This window comes from Mycobacterium sp. UM_Kg1 (assembly GCF_000972925.1).
In the GTDB taxonomy this organism is placed as follows: domain Bacteria; phylum Actinomycetota; class Actinomycetes; order Mycobacteriales; family Mycobacteriaceae; genus Mycobacterium; species Mycobacterium hiberniae.
Genome location: NZ_JRMK01000298.1, coordinates 1 through 1,479, shown reverse-complemented (window position 1 = coordinate 1,479; position 1,479 = coordinate 1). Strand labels below are relative to the sequence as shown.

The 1,479-nt window shown below is 67.2% G+C and carries 1 protein-coding gene; it reads right to left on the bottom strand.

What is annotated here, in order from left to right:
• A partial coding sequence (gene eccCb, locus LI92_RS21175) for a type VII secretion protein EccCb (RefSeq protein WP_046322460.1) occupies positions 1–1,479 on the bottom strand: 1,479 nt, incomplete at both ends.

Genomic DNA, 1,479 nt, shown 5'->3' with positions numbered 1-1,479 from the left:
GAGCCGATCAGCGCCGACAGGCCCAGCATCGCCGGGATGACCCGATCCACGTTGGCGGTGTACTCGTTGTCGTCGAACAGTGGTTCGTCGACCAAGTGCAGGCGCCGGTCGATGACGGTGAACGCCACCTGCTCAGCACTGGAGTGCTCCCGCACGGTGCGGATGATGTGACGCAGCAAGGTGGTTTTGCCGGACTTGGCGTCCCCGAGTACCAGCAGCAGCGGGTTGGCGGTGAAGTCGACCTGCACCGGGGCCAGGTCTTCTTCGCGGACCCCGATGACGATGCGTTCCGGTGCCGGGTAGAGCGGGCCGACCTCTTCGGGGGCCAGGTTGGTCGGCAGCAGCCGCACCGGGGGTGCGGCCAGCCCGGGATGGCGGGCGTTGATCGCCGCGATCTGCCCCAGATCGGGTTGGGCGATCAGGAAATGCTCGGCGGCCATGGTCAGACCGCGGCCGGGCTGGTTGACCGGCACCGCCTCAGCGGGGCGGGTCAAGGCCCCGGCGACCCGCACATTGCTGTCGCGGGCGTCGTGGAGTTTGAGTTCCAGACGCAGCCCCAGCCCGTCGCGCATCGCCAAGGGCACCTCCAGCCAACTGGGGGTGGTGACGATCACGTGGATGCCGTAGGCCAACCCGACATTGACCAGCTCGGTCACCTTGGCCAGCAGCGGGTTGCGGGTGTTGAACGCATCGGTGTTGTCGCGGCTGAACGCATACAGGTTGTCGATGACCAAAAACACTTCACCGTAACCGTCGTTGAACGCACCGATGCTGCCGTCGCGGAACGCCTCCCGCGCCTGCCGGGCCGTCAGCAGTTGCTCAAGCTCACCGAAGGTCCGCCGGATCTTCTCCGGCTCCAACCCCGAAGCCACACTGCCCACATGGGCCAGCTCTTCCAGGGCCCGCAGCTGCCCGCCGCCGTAATCGAGGACATAGAAACTGACCTCCCGCGGCGAATGCAATGCCGCGGCCGACAGGATGAACGTCTGCAACGCGGTGGTCTTGCCCGATTTGGGGCCCCCGTGGATCAGCAGGTTGCCCGAGGCGGAGCGGGCATCGAAGACCAGCGGGTCGCGCCGCATGTCGAACGGCTTGTCGATCTCCCCCAACGGCCACCGCAGTTGCCGCGCCCCGATACCGGCCGAGGCCAACGTCGACGCCAGCGGGATCGGCTCATCCAGCGGCGGCAACCACAACGCCGGCGCTTGCGGCCCATACTGCGCCAACTGCTCGCCGATGGTGGCGATCAGCTTGCGCGGCGGACCCAGCACCTCATCATCGGCCTCGCCGACCACCACCGTCTCCGCACCGGAATCGACTGCGGCGGCGGTGAACAGTTTCGGCTCGGGCAGGGCATGCATCACCACCGAGCGCACCTGGCGCGGCGGGTCATAGATCCCGTCGACATAGGTGGAGCGGAACTTGATCGGCGCCGCCCCCGGGGCCGGCACCAAAAAGCCCTCACCTTTGTGCTCTTTA